Origin of the sequence: Pseudomonas sp. TWR2-1-1, from assembly GCF_049897045.1 — a bacterium.
In the GTDB taxonomy this organism is placed as follows: domain Bacteria; phylum Pseudomonadota; class Gammaproteobacteria; order Pseudomonadales; family Pseudomonadaceae; genus Aquipseudomonas; species Aquipseudomonas versuta.
Map to the genome: position 1 here is coordinate 184688 of NZ_JAFCVM010000003.1, position 19925 is coordinate 204612.

General features: G+C 53.0%; 17 protein-coding genes. 6 read left to right on the plus strand and 11 right to left on the minus strand.

The window, feature by feature from the left end:
• Nucleotides 1–117 precede the first annotated feature (117 nt).
• Nucleotides 118–1095 (minus strand): hypothetical protein, encoded by a 978-nt coding sequence (locus ACP7BO_RS09030; RefSeq protein WP_426209731.1) that lies wholly within the window; start codon nucleotides 1093–1095, stop codon nucleotides 118–120.
• A 386-nt stretch (nucleotides 1096–1481) separates the two neighbouring features.
• A complete protein-coding gene (locus ACP7BO_RS09035) occupies nucleotides 1482–2471 on the minus strand; it encodes a hypothetical protein (protein ID WP_426209733.1) in 990 nt (329 codons plus the stop codon).
• Nucleotides 2472–3786: 1315 nt separating this feature from the next.
• On the opposite strand from ACP7BO_RS09035, the gene ACP7BO_RS09040 reads away from it, so the two are divergent.
• Nucleotides 3787–4860 (plus strand): NAD(P)/FAD-dependent oxidoreductase, encoded by a 1074-nt coding sequence (locus ACP7BO_RS09040; RefSeq protein WP_426209735.1) that lies wholly within the window; start codon nucleotides 3787–3789, stop codon nucleotides 4858–4860.
• 93 nt (nucleotides 4861–4953) lie between these two features.
• On the opposite strand, the gene ACP7BO_RS09045 is transcribed toward ACP7BO_RS09040, so the two are convergent.
• The 3 genes from ACP7BO_RS09045 to ACP7BO_RS09055 form a co-directional block, all read right to left on the minus strand.
• Entirely contained in the window at nucleotides 4954–5553 is a 600-nt protein-coding gene (locus ACP7BO_RS09045; protein WP_426209737.1) for a nitroreductase family protein, read from the minus strand.
• 166 nt (nucleotides 5554–5719) lie between these two features.
• On the minus strand, nucleotides 5720–6250 hold the full coding sequence (locus ACP7BO_RS09050) for a hypothetical protein (RefSeq protein ID WP_426209739.1): 531 nt from the start codon (nucleotides 6248–6250) through the stop codon (nucleotides 5720–5722).
• Between the two features lie 50 nt (nucleotides 6251–6300).
• On the minus strand, nucleotides 6301–6741 hold the full coding sequence (locus ACP7BO_RS09055; protein WP_426209741.1) for a PACE efflux transporter: 441 nt from the start codon (nucleotides 6739–6741) through the stop codon (nucleotides 6301–6303).
• A 115-nt stretch (nucleotides 6742–6856) separates the two neighbouring features.
• Between ACP7BO_RS09055 and ACP7BO_RS09060 the strand changes: the two genes are divergently transcribed.
• A complete protein-coding gene (locus tag ACP7BO_RS09060; protein ID WP_426209743.1) occupies nucleotides 6857–7747 on the plus strand; it encodes a LysR substrate-binding domain-containing protein in 891 nt (296 codons plus the stop codon).
• A 66-nt stretch (nucleotides 7748–7813) separates the two neighbouring features.
• Here the strand turns inward: ACP7BO_RS09060 and ACP7BO_RS09065 are convergent, their stop codons facing one another.
• The 4 genes from ACP7BO_RS09065 to ACP7BO_RS09080 form a co-directional block, all read right to left on the minus strand.
• Nucleotides 7814–10264, minus strand: a complete 2451-nt coding sequence (locus tag ACP7BO_RS09065) for a TonB-dependent siderophore receptor (RefSeq protein WP_426209745.1) — start codon at nucleotides 10262–10264, stop codon at nucleotides 7814–7816.
• A 105-nt stretch (nucleotides 10265–10369) separates the two neighbouring features.
• Nucleotides 10370–11293, minus strand: a complete 924-nt coding sequence (locus ACP7BO_RS09070; RefSeq protein ID WP_426209747.1) for a FecR domain-containing protein — start codon at nucleotides 11291–11293, stop codon at nucleotides 10370–10372.
• The gene (locus tag ACP7BO_RS09075; RefSeq protein WP_426209749.1) at nucleotides 11290–11805 is read right to left on the minus strand and encodes a sigma-70 family RNA polymerase sigma factor; all 516 of its coding nucleotides are present in this window, start codon (nucleotides 11803–11805) and stop codon (nucleotides 11290–11292) included. The genes ACP7BO_RS09070 and ACP7BO_RS09075 overlap by 4 nt, the downstream gene beginning before the upstream one ends.
• A 475-nt stretch (nucleotides 11806–12280) precedes the next feature.
• On the minus strand, nucleotides 12281–12844 hold the full coding sequence (locus tag ACP7BO_RS09080) for an RrF2 family transcriptional regulator (RefSeq protein ID WP_397456957.1): 564 nt from the start codon (nucleotides 12842–12844) through the stop codon (nucleotides 12281–12283).
• A gap of 346 nt (nucleotides 12845–13190) precedes the next feature.
• On the opposite strand from ACP7BO_RS09080, the gene ACP7BO_RS09085 reads away from it, so the two are divergent.
• Both ACP7BO_RS09085 and ACP7BO_RS09090 read left to right on the plus strand, forming a co-directional pair.
• Nucleotides 13191–14393: an NAD(P)/FAD-dependent oxidoreductase gene (locus ACP7BO_RS09085; protein ID WP_397456955.1), complete on the plus strand. Its 1203-nt coding sequence runs from the start codon at nucleotides 13191–13193 to the stop codon at nucleotides 14391–14393.
• Nucleotides 14394–14807: 414 nt separating this feature from the next.
• Nucleotides 14808–15224 (plus strand): Ivy family c-type lysozyme inhibitor, encoded by a 417-nt coding sequence (locus ACP7BO_RS09090; protein WP_426209751.1) that lies wholly within the window; start codon nucleotides 14808–14810, stop codon nucleotides 15222–15224.
• A gap of 340 nt (nucleotides 15225–15564) precedes the next feature.
• Here ACP7BO_RS09090 and ACP7BO_RS09095 read toward each other — a convergent pair whose 3' ends face one another.
• Together ACP7BO_RS09095 and ACP7BO_RS09100 are read right to left on the minus strand one after the other, a co-directional pair.
• Nucleotides 15565–15882: a DUF2388 domain-containing protein gene (locus ACP7BO_RS09095; protein ID WP_426209753.1), complete on the minus strand. Its 318-nt coding sequence runs from the start codon at nucleotides 15880–15882 to the stop codon at nucleotides 15565–15567.
• 426 nt (nucleotides 15883–16308) lie between these two features.
• Complete coding sequence (locus tag ACP7BO_RS09100; protein WP_426209755.1) at nucleotides 16309–17019, minus strand: serine protease; 711 nt, start codon at nucleotides 17017–17019, stop codon at nucleotides 16309–16311.
• A 527-nt stretch (nucleotides 17020–17546) separates the two neighbouring features.
• On the opposite strand from ACP7BO_RS09100, the gene ACP7BO_RS09105 reads away from it, so the two are divergent.
• Nucleotides 17547–18116, plus strand: coding sequence for a YceI family protein (locus tag ACP7BO_RS09105; RefSeq protein ID WP_397456951.1), 570 nt, complete (start codon nucleotides 17547–17549; stop codon nucleotides 18114–18116).
• A gap of 839 nt (nucleotides 18117–18955) precedes the next feature.
• Nucleotides 18956–19573 carry a hypothetical protein gene (locus ACP7BO_RS09110; RefSeq protein WP_426209757.1) on the plus strand — a complete coding sequence of 206 codons (618 nt, stop codon included), beginning with the start codon at nucleotides 18956–18958 and terminating at the stop codon, nucleotides 19571–19573.
• The last annotated feature ends 352 nt before the right edge of the window (nucleotides 19574–19925 follow it).

Genomic DNA, 19925 nt, shown 5'->3' on the forward strand with positions numbered 1-19925 from the left:
GAGGTAAGTGTGCTGCCAAGAGAGCTAGCTGGCCATTGCGGGTATTCAATTTTGTCGTTTGATAAATATCCGAAAGTACTCGTTCAAGGTAGGTGTAGGGTAAGTTTTGTGCGATGGCTAATAAATAGTTAAGTTGGTCGTTGGGTAGCTGGAGTTCGACAATATTAGTGCTTGGCGCAAAGTAATTAGTTGGTCTTGAAGTGCCATTGCTAATAGATCGCTAGGGACGTTAATACCTTGCGATCTTACGCTACCCGAAAACAAGCCGATTTTGATCCTTAATCGCAGGGCCCGTATGGCGTCGTCATGGTAAGTTGTGCAGGTTTGAATGATTGCAGAAGCCGAAAGCAGCGAGTCCGCATAACCTGTGTAATCATTATCAAAATTAAACCAAGCTTGTTTCCAACCTTCAGTCAGTAGAAGATCTATATCATATAAGGAGCCAGCACCTGCTCGACATAGATAATCTACGTGGTGCAGTAGAACGTAAGCGGGTGCTGGCATGTTAGGGGGTGTTTCGAGGGTTTTTGCCACGCGCCTCCCCCAAGCTAAGAAGGCATTTTCAACTAATTGTTGCGTGTCTAAGCCGAAACGCTCCTCTAACATATATTCGTCAAGTTTCGGGTGGTTCAGTACATAGCCGTGACCAGGTCGTCCATCACCCGCTATGAATCGCTTGAGTGGTTTAATGAATCGGTCTGAAACTATGGGGCGAGATATATTGCAAAGGTTGCAAGTTAGAGTGGTTAAGTGCGGGCCCTCTAACGGCCCCAAAGCCATCGCTAAAACCGCCATCGTCATTTCCAAAGCGTCTCCGTTCTCACTTAAGCTTTGGGTGTCGAAGGCTCGCGAAAAGTAGGCTGTAAAACCAGGGGATAACCCCTCTAGACTACGTACGCTAATTTTTCCTTCACGTCTCGCGATATCGCTTAAATCTGTTGCATACAACCCAAGCAGTAATGGCTCCCCGGCCGAAAGGAATATCAAACGTTCGACTAATTTATCACAAACATCATTTTTATCTATCCCCACACTTTCTAAAATGGGAATCACGGCTTTATGAGCGAGTATAGAAAGCCCGCCTGAAGCAGCCATGTAGCTTGCCAATCCAGCCTTTTTAGCCAACCCTCCGGGCCGCGGTCACCAGCTTGTTCGCGGGCGCTAACTAATATTTTTATGGTCGGAGGTAGATTCGGTGGAAAAACCGTAGAGTTGTAGCCTGCACCCTGAGCCTCATCTAATCCGTCCAAAACAATTAGTAAGTGGCGGGATTCTTCTATTGCTTGATTCATCAGTCTGATCGAAGCTGCCCGATAAAATTCATCCGAGTCGGAAGCGGGTGGAGTCAGTTTTGCCCGCATTACGCTTGCTAATTGCGTCGCCAGTAAGGCATAGAAAACTACTGATCGGTCAGTGCCGAAACGAAGGCTTATAGGCACGAATATAACGGCCCAAGTAGTATCCGATGCAAGACTTTCAGTTCACTGAACTAGCAGAGCACTCTTGCCGCGGGCAGTCGGAGCAGATATAAGTTTCCGACTGGGAGCCTTTGTGTCGGACAACCAAACGTCAAATTGCTGGCATTCTGAATCACGCCCACCGAAGGGCTGAGCTGCCATCTGATCTGAAACAAGATAATGCTGCCGAAAAGACTGGATGAATCCTTGGTAATGATTCGCCTCATCCAAGTTCTCCCAGACTCTGCCACAAATCGTCAGGAGTTGATCTTGGACAGGCATTGCTTGGAGTTCAATATTCGCAGTCTTCAAAACACCTGATAACTCATGAGCACTCCATCGACCTTTACGTTCGATCAAGCCATGTGCCGAAAGCTGAATTGCTGTCCATGCGTTTTCTACATTGTGGGCATCAGTGCAAAGACGCCGGAGTTCGTCCTTGGCTGCTACTTCTGAGACGTCATCACGATCAGCACAATGCATGACGGCGATTCGCAATTTTCTACACCCGTCTTGCACTGGCAATTCAGCCTTATCCAGGCGATACACGAACTGCTCTGTTATCTCGTCAATAAAGTCCGCACGCCCTTCGCCTAGCCGTACAATGCCTTGCGCCAATCCTCGACGAATAGTCAAGCTGGCGTCAATGTCAATGTCAATGTCAATGTCGATGACTAGGACACCGTACGTAATGTCACCCATGTGGATGCCAGTTGCCAGCGATTCAAGCGCTATCCATAAGTCCTCGCCTCGCTTCAACCCTTTCTTGACCTGCGCTTCTACAACAAGATGGTTCGCGAGGACAAACCGAAGGTCATCACCCGGGCCGTTTGTCTCGCACCAAATATCAATCGGAATATCGACATCCATCTCCTTTAGCCAGCCTAGCCGTCGGTGTCCCAGAAGATGCACTGCAGCAACAGCAGCAACTCGGGCATGGAAATTCATACCGCCAGCTGCAGCACTTCCGCCTGAGGCATTTGCGCGCACTTTCGCCCCATCCATTTTCTTCATTTCCGATAGACATCCCACAGGATTGGTTTTTACGGGTTTTTTAACATTTCACGTTGGCTTCTTGATTGGATATTGAAGGCAGCGCCGGAAAAGCAAAGCTGTGCTCTTCCATGCCTGAAATAGGCTCCAATATCCTGCAGAAAATGAAATGTTGGTTCCTATTGATACAGCCTAACCCTGTTTCGAACCGCAAGTATTGATTCCCTTACTCTCTTTTTTGTTCTGCAGTGAGCCGCGTGAGGAAGGCAAGACTCAGTGACATTTCGAGTGAAATTATTACTCGTAGTCCAGCAGTGTAGGGCATCGTTGCAGCGAGCGCCGGTTGCTGGAGTCCTGTATTTACTGGCGCTGAGTAAGTCCAGCTTGAATGGGGTGCTAGGCGGGTAGGCACAGTGCCCTGGGTTTTACTCAACCAGCAGAGCGCTGTGAATTTGATGATTTTTTGGGTCCATAACCTAAGACCGAGCCTAGGCGGAATGCGGCCTATAAGGCATTGGAAATCTCCTGCTAATGGAACACCAAACAGCCTATAGGTAGCGGTTATAAAGGACTTCAGACCCGGCTTGCAAATCCGCCCACGCCGGTTCGATTCCGGCTTCGGCCTCCACATTCGAAAGCCCCGTAGATCAAGGTCTACGGGGTTTTTTATTGGGCGCAGGAAAGTGAAGTGTTCCATTACTTTGGGCTTTGCGATTGCTCCGACACGGCGGTAAACCCGTTCCGTAATCCCTTCTTTTGAGTGCCCAAGAAACGCGCGCCTCCGAAATATCTGCAATTTCTGATGCGGCCTTTGGCCTGATGGCATGAAACTGAAATTGCATGATCCGCTTTGCTTCATCCTCTGATCCCGATGCTCTTGCCTTGTCAGCGGCAAGCAAGCGAGTGGCGTCCCAGCGATTGCGCATCATTTGCCAGGACACCCGCGCACATGGGCGCTAAAAAATTGAGAATAAATCACGTGGTAGAACGCCGAGGAGGGGAGGGAGTCAGTTCCTACACTTCAGTTCCTACACTCAAGGTATGACCCTTATAGGATGCGGGTTTTAGAGGTGCTAAAAGTTATAAGTTTCGGAAGTGAAAAAGGGCTGTACCCCGCAGCCCGCTGTGATCTTCATATCGGTCTTGAAAGCCGTAGGCTATGACTGGCCGATTGCAGCCAGTCACGATGGGTTGCTGTCGACACTTGGCTTACGTTGGTCAAGGGAAGCACTCGGCCAGAAGCAGAACTCAAAAAGCCTCGTGAACGATCAGCTTCTCATATCAGGAAATCATCCAGCTGTCGTACCATCGGTAGATCGACAGAACGGAGGTTGGTATGGGGAATGGTCAGGGCAAACGCGTCGTTATCATTGGTGGAGGCATCGTAGGCGCGTCATTGGCGTATCACATGGGTGGTAAAGGCGCGAATGTCACGTTGCTCGAGGCTGAAGGCATAGCTTCGGGAGTGACTGGCAGTTCATTCGCCTGGATCAATACCTCACACCCCGAACCTGACCCAATTGCGCAACTGCGCGGTTCTGCAATCAAGGATTACCGTCGACTCGAAACGCTGTTGCCTAGCCTGAAGATACGATGGACAGGCGCTTTGTGTTACAGCGTGATGTCGAGCGTAGCGCTGCCGGTTCCAGGTAACCAGGCTTCGACGAACCTGGTGTCTCGATTGCAGATTCTCGACCTTGAGCCAAATCTCAAGAATCCTCCTCAGTCTGCTTCATATGCGACTGAAGAAGGGGCGCTGGACGCGGTGGCAGCTACGAATGCGTTAATCGCAGGTGCCGAAGCATATGGGGCGAAAATTCTCACTCAGACGCGAGTTCTCGGTTTTGTAACCCAGAGTGCAAAGGTGATCGGAGTCGAAACAACAATGGGTATCATCGATACTGATCTTGTCGTATTGGCAGCCGGGACAGGCATAACGAAGTTGACTGAAATGCTAGGCGTGTCGCTGCCCATAAAGGCCTCGCCTGCCATTTTCATCCGTTATAAGTCACAACCGAACCTCGTGCACACCCTCATTTCCACCCCTGAAATGGAAGTCAGGCAAAGTTCGGATGGTGCATTGATGGCGGCAGAAGATTACCTGGACGATGCCATGGAAAATCAGCCAGCAGCGATAGCGCTTCGAACTGCCAAGACAATCCAGAATGAACTCCATGGGGTTGTTTCCATAGATCCGGAACGGGCTTGTGTCGGACTCAGACCCATGCCTGCCGATGGCATCCCCATCATCGGTTATCTACCAAAAGTAAGCGGCGTCTATGTTTGTGCAATGCACCCTGGAGTTACTTTGGCGGCGATAGTGGGAAGACTTGCCAGCGAGGAGCTCCTAGATGACAAAGTATCCAGTGCCCTTTTCCCATGCCGGCCCGATCGTTTCTTCCAAGCGTAGTGGATCCTCTTGTGAAGCAGCTATCGTCCATACGTTCATTCGCTACACCGCATATAATCGATACTGGACGCAACAACCTGTCGCGCTAAAGCGCTACTTGAGAAGATTCCCTACGCAGAAAAGAGCGATCGGAAAAAGGGGCCGTTCAAGACACAAGGCTTCCTTCATTTTAATGTCGTCAAAACCCATCACGACTACACCGCCAAGACCCGCTGCGGTGACCGCCAAATACATATTTTGAGCGGATGCTCCAGCTTCGAAATCAACGTAGCGTGCGCCCCTTAGACCGTCTGCTTGTTGAGCCGAGAAATGATCTATGGCGGCCCCTCGTTCAGCGACGATAGCGATGACGGCAGGTGCTTCTTCCAACCACTTCTCATCGCCTAAAGCCGCTGAGTTCAGCAATCCATTTTTGATCGGATCTGCGATCCGGTAGAGCTTTGCTACCTGGGAATCGTATGTGTAAACCCCAGGGGCGAGCCCTTCTACTTGACGCACAACCACCCTCAATACAAGTGGATGCAGAGCGTGTGCCGATGGTGCGGTTCGCCTTCCGTCCGTAGAGGTACAGCCCTGTCCGGCATAAAGAAATGTCTCCAGTACAGCCAGGCTCAGCGGCTTTTCACTGAAGGATCTAACACTTCGCCTAGTGGACAGAAGGTCTTTGAGCAGCATAGCGTTCTGGGTATTCATCAACGTTCATCCATGCGAGTTTTCGCTGACAGTAGCAGAGGCACGAACTTCAAGGTTACTCCGCGCGCCCTGTTGTCATAGTGAAGTGTGCAACCCAAAGCGGACATTGGCTGTAGGGAGCTCCCGGCCAAGCGCGTATGCTCGCGCACGTTTACATCGAGAGGGGTCATGTAGCAACGTAGACAAGAACCGGCTGGAGGTAATTGAGCGACGGTGCGGAATCAAGCATGTCGGTAGATTCACACCATGGATAGCTGCGACCTTGAAGCCAATCCATTATTTTTCGCATATGCTCAGAAGGGCACTCCAACATGTGTTCGATAGTAATGGACAGTTGAATCGCCAGGCCGCTTTGCGGTGAAAAGGCCCAATGATATTCCCCGCAGCCTACACGTAACTCTCCAGTTGCTTTTGTTGACATGCCAACCAGCCATTTACACTTATGAACATTTGCCTCGGGCTTTGGAGGGTCACCGAAGCAGAATGTATAAACGTTCTCATATTGCTGGCTAAAGCTGCGCACGAGTACTTCAGCAATAGCTTCGCGCCCGTGGACGCAAGGGGGAAAGAGGATGGTGCTTGTCTGCACTATCACGTTAAGAGATGCGTCCTGACTAAAAGCATGCCGCAACAAATCAGGCCGATTTCCGTCCTTGCCGAAGATGTAGTTCTCAATCGCTTTAGAGGCATTTTTCATGCACAAATCCTAGTCTGGCTACAAGTAGGCTAATCGGAATTCCGAGCGGATTATGGGTTAACCGAAGCTTCCCCCTTCGCGGACTTTGGTACATCGAATACTCTATCGAAGACCCACTGAAACGCCAGCGCGTAAAAAAAGAAGAAAACGAACAGCCCCAGATCGGTGACCAGTGCAGCCCACCAGGAAATCTTCAGCCACCATGCCACCAGTGGCACCAACAGCAGAACTAGCCCCCCCTCAAAACCCATTGAGTGGAGCAAGCGTCTGCCCAACGTGCGAGCACGCTGTGGCTGATGCGCTTCCCAGAATTCAAAAACGTAGTTAAACAGCACGTTCCACAGCAGCGCGCATACAGACAACATCAACGACAGCGCACCCGCATGAGCCAGACCTTCGTCGTATATCAACGAGATGCTGGGCGACAGCACCGCAACAGCGATTGATTCATAAAGAATGGCTTGTAGAATTTTCCGCGAAGGTCCTTGCATGGTGTTTTCCGTAGGGTGAGTAGATTGAACACCTGCGACGGTATCGCCCCGTACGCACCACGAAAAATGAGATAAATTTACTACTCATCAATTCAATTCATCTGGGAAACCATGCGTGTTTTCGACTCTTCCACTTAAGGCGCTGCGCACCTTCGAGGCGGCTGCGCGACTGGGTAGCTTTAAAGCGGCAGCTGAGGAGCTCTCAGTCACCCCCGCGGCCATTTCCCATCAGGTCAGGACGCTGGAAGCCCGCCTCGGAGCAATGCTGTTCAAGCGATCTGGACAAGGTGTGGTGTTGACCGAAGAGGGCGAGATGCTATATCGCCAGACTCATCGCGCATTATTAGACATTCGCCGCAGCCTCGAGGCTTTCTATCCGGACACTGTTCCCCAAACCCTGACCATTTCCACTACTCCGGGCTTGGCGGCAGCCTGGCTGATTCCACGGTTGGGTGGTTTCTATCGGAGCTTTGCGCAATACAGTGTGAGGCTTGATACACGTAACGAGCTAGTCGATCTGTTGCGTGATTCCAGTGTCGATCTTGCTATTCGCTCGGTCAGCCGCGATGACCCGAAGTTGTTCTGTCAGGAACTAATGAACGAGCAATTCTCGGTTTACGGCGCCCCAAGTCTGGTTGCCTCGCTAAACGTAAATCAGATCGAACTGATTAACCTGCAATGGAAAACCCCGGGCGTATTTTCAATCACTTGGGAAAGCTGGTGCGCGGCTGCAGAATGCCAGGCCTGGCTTGAAACGGCGCAGATGCGTGAGTTCGACGATGAGCATTTTGCTTTGAGCGCTGCGATCGCGGGTCATGGACTGGTGCTGGCAAGCAATGTATTGGTTGCCGACAGCCTCAGGCATGGAAAATTAGTGGCCTATAGACCAGAAGTAAGCCTGCCTGGGCCGCGTTATGTTGCTGTGTGCGTGCCAGGGTGGGAGCGGCAGGTGCATGTGAGTGCTTTCCTGCTGTGGCTGGCAGGTGCCGCTCTACAGGATGGATGACGACACTCGTTTGCTGCCCCTTACGACAGGCAGCAATCGACCCAAAACAGACGTTCTGTTGCAAGTTCAGAAATCGTACCGGGTATTCAGCATCACATTGCGCGGGTCACCGTAATACCCGCTGTAGAATGTCGTGTCCAACGCACTGAGGTACTTCTTGTCGAACAGGTTGTTGACGTTCAGCGTCGTGGAAAGCTGGTCGGTAAGCTGATAGCGGGCCATGAGGTTGACCACAGTGAATTGCGATTGCTTGGCCTTGACCGTGCCAAGATCAGTGCTTGGCGTGACGGTAATGTGGGTGCCGCTCTGCCAGTTAGCGCCTCCACCGATGGTCAGGCGATCGAAGTCGCCCGGCAGTCGGTAGGTACTCCACAACTTCACCATATTTGCCGGCGCTTCGGTGTTCAAGCGTTCGCCATCGCTATCCTTGGTAATACCGTGGCTATAACTGGCCGACACGTTCCAGTCAGCTATCAGTTCGCCGTTAACCTCGATTTCAAAGCCACGGGTCGTGGCCCCGCTCACCGCCTTGTAGGCCGCAGTAGTACCATCATTGTTGACGGTCTTGCCTTCGTCGAGCACGGCAAGATTGTCCTGTTTGATCTCGTAGGCGGCGATACTGGTGTTCAGGCGACCGCCGAAGAATTCACTCTTCAGGCCAATCTCGTAGTTGTCCCCTTCACGCGGCTTAACGGTTGAGCCTTCGGCATCGCGCACGCTCTGTGGTTTGAAGATGCTGGTCCAACTGGCATACACAGAGTGGACGTCGTTGAGGTCATAGACCATACCTGCATAGGGTGTGACAACGCCGTTTTCCTTGTAATCGGTACTACGGTTGCTACGTGGCGTTGCGGGGTAGTTCAGGTCGTAGGCGTAGTTATACTTGCTGACGCGCGCACCCAGGATGAGCGATAGATCATCGGCCGGGCGCAGTCGAGTAGCGATGTAAGTACCGCTCTGATGAATGACGGTGTCGCCATCGTAGAGCTTGCCGCCGCCCACCTTAGGATCGGCCGTGTAATTATGCCAGTCGTAGAAGTTGACGTAGGTCCCTTCGATCCCGGTGCCACGGGTAGGTGTATGGCGGTTCTCGTACCGCGAATAGTTGTAGCCAACAATGAGATCCTGTTGGCGACCGAAGAGCTGGAACGGGCCTTGTGCTTGCACATCCAGGCCGGTTTGTTTTTGCCAGGTGCTCCCGGCGCCCCCATACAGGCGTACACCCTCGCCGGTGCTTTCGTCAGGAAAGCCCCAACTAGCAGTGGCCAGTTTGTAGTCGTCACGCTTGATGTACATCTGATTTACCGAAGCCTTCAGGGTCCAGTCATACGCCAGCTTCTGCTCGACGCTTGCGAAGGTGTTAAGTGCATCCTGCGGGTTATGGCTCCAGCGAGCCGCACTGTTGGTCGAGCGTGAGAAGTTGGTTTGTTTGCCATTGCTGTAGAACAGCGGGAATGCCACTGAGGACGAGCCCCGCGGGTTGTTTTTCTGGTAATCCGCGCCGACCGTGAGCAAGGTGGAGTCGGTCAGATCAGCTTCGAGCACCCCATACAAAATCTCCTTTTCCTGAGAATAATGCTCAATGAAGCTGTTGTTCTGCTGGTAAGCCGCAACTATGCGACCACGAACGTTACCGGTTGGGATCAGCGGGCCAGACAGGTCTAGTTCTGTGCGGTACTTGTCCCATGACCCCACGCCGGCTGTGATGTGACCCTTGAATTCAGCAGTGGGCCGTTTGCGCACGAGGTTGATGGTAGCTGAAGGGTCACCCGCACCGGTCATCAGGCCAGTCGCACCGCGCAACACCTCGATGCGGTCGTATATGGCCATGTCGGCTAGGCTCTGGGCCGACATCTGCGTGGCGATATCCAGCGTTGTGGGGATTCCGTCGAATTGGTAGTTGTCTACCGAATACCCACGTGAGTATATGTTGAAGCGCTCACTACCAAGGCTTTGTACCGACAGTCCAGGCGTCTGTTGTAGCACTTCGGTCATGTCGCTCAGTCCCTGGTCATCCATACGCTGACGGGTAATTACGCTAATCGACTGAGGTGTTTCGCGCAGGGTCAACGCCAGTTTGGTCGCAGTACTGCTCTGGCCGGTGGTGTACGAGCCGGTGCCCTCGGTAGTGGCCCCAAAGCCATCGGCGTTGATGTTAGTAGCGTCTAGCTCCATTGCGCCGCCGCTTTCAACTCTGGACAGTACGTAACGTTTGTTCCCGGTCTGTACCAGGCGTAGGCCGCTACCCTGAAGCAAGCGTGCAAACCCTTGGTCCAGCTCGAAATTGCCTTGCAGGCCAGGGGAGCCAAGGCCTGAAGTATCTTCGGCGCGGAATGTAATCATCACCCCGCTGTCGGCAGCGAATCTGTTGAGCGCCTCGGCCAGGCTGCTGACCGGAATGTTATACCGCTGTGCTTGTGCCCAGGCGGCAGGGTTCACCAGCAGCGAGCTGGCCAAGCTCAATGTAAGCGCTGCGCTATGGATGCCGCAGGCGAGTCGGGTGAGGCGTACGAACATGAACAACTTCCTGTTGGGGTTAGCAGTGGCTGCTTTTTTGTGCGTGTGCAGCTAGAGCCGAAACAGAAATCGAAATCTGTTACCCCGTACGCGGATATTTTTCATTCATGCCGCACGGGCCTCAACCCGCACCCAGAAACGAGTCATGTGCCGTATGGATACGGGCAACGAATCCTCGATGTTGGCAAGCACCGCCTCGACGTCATCCAGCAGGAAGGTACCGGATAGCCTTAAACCACCTACCTCGGGTGTGCAGCCGAGGTAGCCGGGGCGATAACGGGAAAGCTCGGCGAGTACCTTGTCCAGTCGCCAATCGATTACTACCAGCAGACCTCGCGCCCAGGCCGAGCTTTGCGCCGCTGCCGTGTGCACCGTCCCAATGCGGTCACCCGTGAAGGTCAGGGTTTGTCCGGCTTCGGTGCGCATTACCAGTGCCGGCGCGACACGCGGCCTCACCTCAACAGCGTGCTCCTCGACCGTGACCCGTGTACTGCCTTGCTCCTGTCGCACTGTGAAGCGTGTGCCGAGGGCGAGGATTTGCCCTTCGGCCGACTGCACGCTGAGCGGGCGCGCATCTTTTGCAGTCTCTACCAGGATTTCACCCTGACGCAGCACGATCAGCCGCTGACGGGCATCGAAACGCAGATCCACTTTGGTGTCAGTGTCCAGCACCAAGCGGCTGCCGTCAGCCAGGGTCACGTGACGGCGCTGACCGACGCGGGTGGCATAGTCGGGTTGCCAAGGCGAATGCTGATAACCCTGCCATCCGACTACGCCGCCGCCAAGCAGCAGCACCAGCATCTTGAGCGCTGCTCGGCGTTGCTCACGGGCCCGTTCAAGAGTGGGTGCTGCCACGGTTGCGGGCGCCTGGGCCAGGCGCTGCTGCAATTGCTCAAGCCGGGCCCACGTTTGCGCGTGCTGCGGGTCCGCGGCAAGCCAGACCTCCCATTGGCTGCGAGTGGCGGCACTGACGGTGCTTTCATTCAGGCGCACATACCATTCCACTGCCTGGGCCTGGACGAGCTTCATGTTTCGTCCAGCAGCAAGCAATGCATCAGGCCGCGGGCCAAATGCTTGCGCACGGTGCTAACCGAGACTCCACAACGCTCAGCAGCTTTTTCGTAGGACAGCCCATCCAGTTGCACCGCCAGGAAAATCTGCCGCGTGCGTGCGCCCAGGCCATCGAGCAGTCGATCAATGGCCATAAGACTATCAAGGATAAGCGCACGCGTTTCTGCCGAGGGGGCGTGTACTTCGGGGCGTAGCTGCATGGCTTCAAAGTAGGCCTGCTCCAGGCTGCGGCGGCGGTACAGGTCAATAACCAGGCCGCGGGCGACTGTCGCTAGGTAGCGGCGAGGCTCCTTCAAGGTGCTGGCGGTGCGGGCTAGCAGCACGCGAACAAAGGTGTCTTGGGCCAAGTCTGCGGCATCGGCAGAGTTGTTCAGCCGATGCCGCAACCAGTTACGCAACCAGCCGTTATGGTCACGGTAAAGTTCATGCAAATGCTCTTGCGGCACTGCGTCGGGGTGAATTGTGGACATTCCCTTTCCCTGTCGATTATTGATGCAAATACGAAGCAATATCGATTGTAGTGAGGATGAGTGGGTCTGGGAAGAATGCAGAGGGCCTAGCAGAATTGATCATTGCCACATACAAGTATTTTCAGAGTCCGCGAGAAGGACATCCCAGGACGATCAAGTATGCGAAGGGAAGAATTGATTGCGGCCTTACACCGAGCGCAGTGATACCCCGTTACGAAGTACGACAGGGCGCTTTGCGAGGAAACGTAAAACCGGGTGCAGGCGGTTATGCGGTATAGGTGGTAGGAATAAGGGTTCGATTCCGGCTTCGGCCTCCATATTCGAAAGCCCCGGAGATCAAGGTCTACGGTTTTTTATGCCTGGGATTTGACGATCAGTTCCGCAACCAGGCTTCTTTTGGAACGCAAATGTGGTTGTGAGTGGATGTTGCCTCTTTCCCTTAAGGTAAAAATAGCGCCTTGAGGCGGGCGGTTCTTTAGTTAGAAATGTTGGTGACTTGGATGGTCTGGTCGTCAGAAGTATGGGCGCTGCTTTTCTTTTCTCGACGATCGTTTATCCATCTGTCTACTTGGGCCGGGAAGTCAGTGGGAGATTTTCGTCCCACCTTTCTCGCAAGATCAAGAATGGTTTGTTGTGCGAGGGCTTCTTCCATGCGTTTTTGTGCCGTCATCATCGCTGCGTGAACTGAGCAGTAGCCGTCTAAGGCCCAGGCGGGCGCAGAGCCCTCGAACAGAGCACAGCGGCCACGAATCTCCCGGCAATCGAAAATGAGCTTCTGGCCGTCGATGGCGTTGACGATATCAAGAAGGCTGATTTCGTCAGAAGGTCTCGCCAGCTTGAATCCACCGCGCACGCCCTCCGTAGCTACGACCAGTTTGGACTTGGCCAGCTTGGTGAAGATTTTCGCCAGGTAATCCGCAGGTACGCCTTGCAGTTCTGCAAGATCACGCACGCTCGCCTCGCGGCTCTCGCCGCCATCGCCCACTAAAAAAATCAGGCAATGAATGCCGTATTCCACGCCTGCGCTGTAAAGAGACATGTATATCTCCGACTGTATTGGTCGCACATCCTATCGGCGATTAGCGAACACGGCAATGATCCTCGCACGCAGTAAGAGAGGTATTTCTATCTTTTCGAATCACCTAATCGCCTGTTTTATGGCTAAAAATGGTGTTTTGGCATTCTGCCATCCCTGTTTTTTTCAGAAAATATCCAGGCTAGGGTCCTAAAAAATATCTTGTCTTCATAAACTACGATCAATATAGTCGTAGTTTCTTGGGGTTCAACAGTGGCTGTATTTCACGGTTTCCTTGCCCCGGATTCACGCCCGCTATCGATGAGCGTGACTCTTTAACGAATTCATTACTTCGCACCTGAGGTTACAAATGAAGCAGCAGATTCTGATTATTGGCGCCGGTTTCGGTGGCATGTGGACGGCTTTGAGTGCAACGCGTTTGTTCGACATTCATGGTCACCACGACGCTGAAGTGACAGTGCTGGCCCCTCAGGCCGAATTGCGCGTGCGTCCGCGCTTCTACGAGCCTGATGCGCACCGACTGGTCGCGCCTATTGACGAGTTGTTTGAAGCGGTAGGTGTCAAGTTCATCAAGGGCGCCGCAGAAAGCATCGACATTCGACAGAAATCTGTTGGTTACATCGATACTTCGGGCACCCCGCAAGTCCTCGGTTACGACAAACTGGTCTTGGCCACTGGCAGCCGGCTCGCTATGCCCAACACTCAAGGTGTGGCGGAATACGCCTTTGATGTGGACCAGATCGAGCAAGCCGTGCGTTTGGAGAACCACCTCAAGTCCCTGGCAGGCCTTCCAGATAGCAAAGGCCGCAACACTGTAGTGGTTGCCGGTGGCGGCTTCACCGGCATTGAAACGGCGACCGAAATGCCGGCTCGTCTGCGGGTCATCCTGGGTGAACATGCGGACCTGGAAGTGATTATTGTGGATCGCAGTGAAAAAGTCGGGGCGTCAATGGGGGACGAAATCAGCCAGTCGATCGCCGAGGCCTGCGATGAGCTAGGCGTGAAATGGCGCTTGAAATCGTCTGTGGTGGCAGTCGATGAAAACGGAGTAACCCTTGACGATGGCCAGCGTATTGAAGCGAAGACCGTGGTCTGGACCACTGGTGTGCGGGCCAGTTCGTTAACCGAGCAGATCCCGGGGGAACGCGATTATCTCGGTCGTCTGCATGTGGATTCCCACCTTAAAGTCATCGGCCAGCAAGACATCTTTGCCACCGGCGATGTTGCCTACGCCGCCACCGATGATCTTGGCAACCATGCACTGATGACTTGCCAGCACGCCATCGTCCTGGGCCGTCACGCAGGCAACAACGTAGCCGCGCAGATTTTAGGTGTGGACCCGATCTCGTACAGTCAGCCCAAGTACGTGACCTGCCTGGACTTGGGGGGCTGGGGTGCGGTCTATACCGAAGGATGGGATCGCCAGGTCAAGTTGACCCGACAGGAAGGCAAGTCCCTCAAGACGCAAATCAACACGGTGTGGATCTACCCTCCAATCGCCAACCGTGATGCAGCGTGGGCAGCGGCTGATCCATTGATCCCTATTGCCTGAGAGGCCAGCCGTGGGAGGCGTTAGCATTGGTAAAGCTTGCTTCCCTGTCCACGGCGTCATTCGACGTTGTAGCCGAGGCCGCGCATAAGGTCTGTGGCTGGCACAAAGTCACCGATTGAATGGAGGACCGCCGGCATGTCCGGATGGTCTGCAGCGAGCCCGGTGCTGAGTGCGGCGATAAATGACCGGACGGTGCGTCCTTTTTCTGCCTTGATCGGCTGTCCACTGTCGTCGATCGGGCCCCAATCGCTGAATTCTTAAACGTTTTCTAAAAAGAGCAGTCGTGGACGTTGGGCATGTCTCGAATGCTTGCTGCGCAGGGTTATCGAAACTTCTCAGGCGAGGCTGTGTCCGACGTATTAGGTCTCGCATCGCGTGATGCGCTCACCAAGTTGCTTACAGGGAGTTATTGAAATGAAAAAAACACGCCTCTCAATCCTGGCTGGATCTTGCATGATGTTGATCGCGGCTGGAGCTTCAGCGGAGCAATATTTGCCCGAGTTGGCCAGTAAGACTCCGTACAAAAAAGCCTATGCTGAGATGCTCAGCTTCCCGAGCTGGGTCAGCAAAGCCCAGGGCACCGCCTCGCCGGTTGAGAGGGTTTCTGTTGAAGGAAAAAGCTTCACCGTGGGGCATATGTGCAAGCCACACGACTGTGCAGACAATCAGCTCAGTGTTGTTTTTAATGCTGATGGAACCAAGTCCTGGGGACTTCTCGCGACGCGTTCAGCGGATGCAGAGGCCTTCAACAAACAGCTGCTGGGCAACCCTGACAGCGTTGTCGAGGGGCTTCTAAACAAGTCCTTCTCTGATAACAACCCAGAAGACTAAAGTGTGGAACAAAACTTGGCGCAGTTGTAATACTGCCATGAGCTCCTACGCAGCTTAGTTGAGCGCTCCTTTAGTGGCTTGGCCATGAAGTGCCTTTTCTTTAATTCTGCGGGCCAACAGGTTTTGTCGTTTACATTGCAGGGGTCGGGTTATGCGACCCATGCGGCCGAGGGACTGGCGAACACGGTCAGCACCGACAACCTGGCCGCCCCACGCGGCAACGACCCGGTGTTCAAGCCTAGCAGCAGCCCCGTACAGCCACAACGGCGACCCGCAGCAAACGCCCAACCCTCAGGTTCAGGTCTGGCGTCTGCACGACTCTATGTGAGGTGTTGTCCCGTTACTCCCAAGCTACGGCGTTTTTCGCCAGAATCGCATTCGCCAGTTCCATGTCCGTGGCCTGCAGATCAGGGTTGTCGAAGCGGGCTTTTTGCATGGCGGCTTCAAGGTACGGGCCGCGGATGCCACCGTCGCTGGCGACAAAACTGCTTGCATCGTCCCGGGCTGCAACGATCAGCTTGTGATCCTTGAGCGTCAGGTAAGTCGAACTGCTGGTGGCGCCGGACGAGATGACGTCACCCAAAAAGCTGTTAGCCATCGCTGTGCCGACAGTGAGGGACAAGCAGGCGAGGGTAGCGATAGCAGGTTTAAGACGCATGATGGGAGACTCTTCTGGGTTAACTATGGATTGCCAATCCTCCCTCATCACGGGTTTCCATTCGGTTAACGACCCCAGATACGCAGCGACGTCAGCCGCTGGCGCTTTCGCTTCGCGGATAGCACTACCCGCAAAAATTGACAGTGGGAATGTAGAGGTTCATCCCGCCAAGAAATTTCAGCACTATGGCTTTTTGAATAAGCGGCGGCTCTGTTGTCCGGATAACTTGTCGACTCAACTAATATCAGGCACAACGTCATACACGTCAGGGTTGGTAACGCGCAGGTACAACGAGGCGGTAGACAGGGCTAATGGCGAAAGATGATCTAAGAGCAATAAATTCAGGACGACTGAAAAGTCAGTCCTGAAAGTATAATTAATAAACGTGCTCAAGTTATGTATGCAGGCGGTAAAAAATGTTCTTGTTTATTTGGCTTTTATATTCAGTGGGCTCAAACCTAAACTAGAGCAGAAATCAGTTTTCGGGGCAGGGCCTGTCGGGCTATTTTGGTTATTAAGCTGAGCCTGGAACATTCTCCACTCGCGCGCAATAATTGAGTAAGGGACAAAGATACTCACCCTCTCGGCACCTCTTAAACCGGCCTGAGTCGCTACATCGTGTGGTGTCACCGAGTAGTAACCTGCATTTATACCGACAACACTGCCGTCACTTCCGATCACCGGCCCACCTGACATCCCTTTAATTACTGGCGCATCGTGGATGCCATAAAGATCACCGCTATTTTCTTTTAAATTACGGAAGGGGGTTTGATACACCTTACCCTTGCCCGTGGTGGTTATCAGATAGGGACTGATGCCCGCGGAAGTTACGTTCTCACCCAAGCATGGTGCTCGCCACGAAGGATAGTGACCGTCTGCTTTGTGCTTGATGAAGGCGAGGTCGCAGCCTGTACTGCAGGTGTATGCGACATCGGGCAAGAATGGTGTATGTCGTGTTGTTACGGCGTAATCTTCGTTCCACTGCACTGCCGAGCCCGTATATAGAAACGGTGCTGGAAAGCCTGAGTAGACTACAAAGTATGAGTCATTAATGGGGCCCGAAAAGTCGGGTTTGACGAAGCCGTTGCATCCTGCAATAGAAAGTGCTATTAGCAAAATACTTATTATCTTGATCATTATAAATTATCTGCTCATAGAAGTAGTGCAGTCGAGTGTTATTGTCAGTATTTTGACAACGTAGAAGATAGCGCCTAAATCATCTATTCGGGTGGGCGCTGTATTACTTATAGTCGAGTTTTTAATAATATGAACTAATAAATCCAGCTGGGGCTATCTGAAAACTCGCGCGCTGATGGTGTCGGCCCGGAGGCGAGGGGGCGTGCTGGATCGAATTAGAGCGCCAGACCGGGCGTCCGCTTCAGCCCATCTCGCTTGAGTTTAGTTTCCTGGACCGGCTGTGAGTTTTCGTCGATTTGATACTTTGTACAGATCCAGTACATACCCGCGCTGATCAGTATGTAACCTGTTTTAGAATGGATGAAATTGAAGGCGCCTTCTTTCCCGTTCACCGCACCTTTGAAACTCTCAATGGCGATGTAACTGCCCGTCCTGATAGCCAGTCAACCCGCGGGCAACTGCTTTTTGTCGATTGCAGCCAGTGCTGACCGACTACAATCGGTAAGGGTCCGGTCCTGGAGAGTGCAATGAGCCCTCGATCGCTACGTACCATCGCACTGGCTGTCACTTTCACGCTCGGCTCTTTTCCTGGGGCTGATGCCGCCGAATACACCAACGTCAACCCCAGCGCCAGCACCATAAGTTTTACCTACAACCAGATGGGATCAAAGGTGTATGGCACGTTTGGCAAATTTGTCGGGACCCTCGATTTCGACACCGAACACCCCGAGGCGGCCCGGGCCAAACTGACCATCGACCTCGACAGCATCGATGCCGGTAGCGAAGACGCCAACACTGAGTTGCAAAAGCCTGCCTGGTTCGACACCACTGCTTATCCAGTGGCGATCTTTGAGTCGACCCGCATTAAAGACCTGGGCAATAACCGCTACCAGTTCATTGGCAACCTTACACTCAGGGGGCTTACCAAGGAGGTGACAGTGCCGGTGCTTCTGAAGTCTGAGCGAACCATCGGCATCTTCGACGCAGAGTTGCTGCTCAAACGCAGTGACTTCAACGTTGGCGCAGGCGAGTGGTCTGACAGTTTTGTTTCCGACGATATCGACATACGATTGCGGATAGTGACACCGGAACATTGATCCCACTGCGTCCCAAGTCCCTATCTATTTATGGCGTGAACCGGCCCTGATACGCAGATCTATTCGAGGTGCTGCTTTTCGAGCCCGGCGACCTTGAGGCCGTGTTCGGTAATTTTCTTCCAGTCGGAATCAGTGGCCACTTTTACCTCATCGCTGACCAGCGTTTTCACGAAGTGCTCAGGTGCACCTAGTCCCCGAGTGGTTGCGCCTGATTCTGAACCGCCCCGGGTTTCGACGATGTAAAAGGCGGCGGTGCAAGCCAGAGTTGACCTGGAAAATATGATGATTTAGTCATTCCAGTAATGGCCACTCGGGCCATTACATCTGTAGCGAATTTCCTTCGGTATACTGTCGACTTATCCTGTTTTCCGAGGTTGAGTCGTCATGGTAAGTCGCCGGCAACCAAGTCAACCTACGCATTATCAGTTTGGGATGAAGCTTTAACGAGTAGTAATGACAGTCAAGAAAGATGTTGTGTGGGGCTATGAACTTGTATTCGCAGCTTATCCCGGAACACATGCCCGGATTGGGTTGTCTATTGGTCAGATATAAACACGATAAACTTCTCACTGGAAAGATTGCCTTATACGAGATATTAAGTGATCTGGGCAATATGTCGAGGACTATTGGGGCGCTGCAACAGCAGGATCGGAAAAGATAAATGAGTTCAAAAAATATTTCATTCAGTAGTACCCGCTGTGAACTTTCTGTAGTTGAGCAATCAGGCGGTCGCACAGAATGTGCAGTACGAAAAGCAGATGTTTGTGACGTACTCCAATGAGATAAACTGGGGCTTAGCGGTTCTGCGAAGCCTTACTCAGTCTATTAATGAGGGAAACATGGACGTCAAGTTGTACATCACCCAATACGGGGGCATTACCGTAATGTTTCCGGCGGCGTTGGTCGTTGCTTTTTGGCTATGGTCTGCCGCTTCGAGGAAAATGGCTTCTGTATGGATTGGCGTGCTGATGTCGGCCTATTTCGTGGTAGGCGTCAGTAAAGTGTTGTTCAAAGGCTGGGGTGTTGGTCTTGAGGGGTTGGATATAGCCGTCTTCAGTGGCCACGCAATGAATGCGTGTCTGGTATTTACGGTAATGCTGAGCCTACTTTTTCGGCAGATAGATCACCGGTTGCGTTGGCCCGCTCTCGGGATCGGGTTGCTGGCTACCTGGTGGTTCAGTGTCAATTATGTAGGACAAACGATTCATCCTTTACCGGAAGCCATTGCAGGAGCACTAATTGGCTCAGTGGCAGCTTGCATATTTTTGTTCAGGCTGGAGAAAAGCCAAATCGGCAAAATCCCGACGCCGGCCCTAGTGACGGGCCTTGCTGTAGTGTTGGTCTGCAGTTTGGTTCCCAAATTTACAGCGGAAGGGCTGCTGGACCAAATAGCTACATCGCTTTCGGGCGCTGAACATGCGTTTAAGCGTGCGCATTGGCGAGATATAGCCGGTTAGCGGTGGATGTGGATATGCAGGGTGGCATCGTTGAAAAACGTGCCGCTATCACCTCGAGTGATATACAGACTAGCCCTATAGAGGGAGGACACTCGGGAGCACTGCAAGCCGCGAATCCTATGAGAGGACCATGCCCATCCGTGTTTAGTTGTGTTGCTCATCCCTTTGCCCTCGCATCTGTCACATTCAGCTTTTGCCAGTAGCAGCGAAAAATTGCCAAGCGCTGGAAAGCGCCAAAAAGAAAAAGCCCCGCAGGCTGACGTCTGCGGGGCTTCTGAATATCTGTCTCTAGGGTTTGCTGGACCAAAACCTTGGTGATGTGGCAAAAAACTCAGTACGTGTCTTACTTCAG

Coding starts and splice junctions, on each gene's coding strand:
- ACP7BO_RS09030 (WP_426209731.1), bottom strand. CDS start 1,095: ATGGCTGCTTCAGGCGGGCTTTCTATACTCGCTCATAAAGCCGTGATT.
- ACP7BO_RS09035 (WP_426209733.1), bottom strand. CDS start 2,471: ATGAAGAAAATGGATGGGGCGAAAGTGCGCGCAAATGCCTCAGGCGGA.
- ACP7BO_RS09040 (WP_426209735.1), top strand. CDS start 3,787: ATGGGGAATGGTCAGGGCAAACGCGTCGTTATCATTGGTGGAGGCATC.
- ACP7BO_RS09045 (WP_426209737.1), bottom strand. CDS start 5,553: ATGAATACCCAGAACGCTATGCTGCTCAAAGACCTTCTGTCCACTAGG.
- ACP7BO_RS09050 (WP_426209739.1), bottom strand. CDS start 6,250: ATGAAAAATGCCTCTAAAGCGATTGAGAACTACATCTTCGGCAAGGAC.
- ACP7BO_RS09055 (WP_426209741.1), bottom strand. CDS start 6,741: ATGCAAGGACCTTCGCGGAAAATTCTACAAGCCATTCTTTATGAATCA.
- ACP7BO_RS09065 (WP_426209745.1), bottom strand. CDS start 10,264: ATGTTCGTACGCCTCACCCGACTCGCCTGCGGCATCCATAGCGCAGCG.
- ACP7BO_RS09070 (WP_426209747.1), bottom strand. CDS start 11,293: ATGAAGCTCGTCCAGGCCCAGGCAGTGGAATGGTATGTGCGCCTGAAT.
- ACP7BO_RS09075 (WP_426209749.1), bottom strand. CDS start 11,805: ATGTCCACAATTCACCCCGACGCAGTGCCGCAAGAGCATTTGCATGAA.
- ACP7BO_RS09080 (WP_397456957.1), bottom strand. CDS start 12,844: ATGTCTCTTTACAGCGCAGGCGTGGAATACGGCATTCATTGCCTGATT.
- ACP7BO_RS09085 (WP_397456955.1), top strand. CDS start 13,191: ATGAAGCAGCAGATTCTGATTATTGGCGCCGGTTTCGGTGGCATGTGG.
- ACP7BO_RS09090 (WP_426209751.1), top strand. CDS start 14,808: ATGAAAAAAACACGCCTCTCAATCCTGGCTGGATCTTGCATGATGTTG.
- ACP7BO_RS09095 (WP_426209753.1), bottom strand. CDS start 15,882: ATGCGTCTTAAACCTGCTATCGCTACCCTCGCCTGCTTGTCCCTCACT.
- ACP7BO_RS09100 (WP_426209755.1), bottom strand. CDS start 17,019: ATGATCAAGATAATAAGTATTTTGCTAATAGCACTTTCTATTGCAGGA.
- ACP7BO_RS09105 (WP_397456951.1), top strand. CDS start 17,547: ATGAGCCCTCGATCGCTACGTACCATCGCACTGGCTGTCACTTTCACG.
- ACP7BO_RS09110 (WP_426209757.1), top strand. CDS start 18,956: ATGGACGTCAAGTTGTACATCACCCAATACGGGGGCATTACCGTAATG.